The following is a 328-nucleotide window of genomic DNA, read 5'->3' on the forward strand; positions in this document are numbered from 1 at the left end:
CGGAGTCGCCGGTGCGGACCCCGGACTCTGTAAGCGCTGTTGCGGACGCGTCTGTATGCAAAGTCCAAGACCGTGGGGCATTCTTCGCCGACGACGCTCGGAGCTTTCACCTGCGGTCGTTGACATCACGAGAGGAAGTTTTATGCGATCGATATCATCAGCCACCTCCCTGCACGTCGCCATTTCCGAGGGGATCACAGTCGCTAACGACCTGCCGTTCGTGCTATTCGGCGGCATCAACGTCATCGAGGATCTCGATACGACCCTGGCTGCGGCTGAGCACTTCGCGGAGGTGACGCGCAAGCTGGGAATACCCTTCGTTTTCAAG

General features: G+C 59.1%; 1 pseudogene. It reads left to right on the forward strand.

The features are described 5' to 3' along the window. Positions 1 to 142: 142 nt before the first annotated feature. Positions 143 to 328: pseudogene (locus RVY79_RS18400) on the forward strand (3-deoxy-8-phosphooctulonate synthase); the annotation flags it as partial.

The organism is Chromohalobacter sp. HP20-39, from assembly GCF_033052815.1.
Classification (GTDB): domain Bacteria; phylum Pseudomonadota; class Gammaproteobacteria; order Pseudomonadales; family Halomonadaceae; genus Chromohalobacter.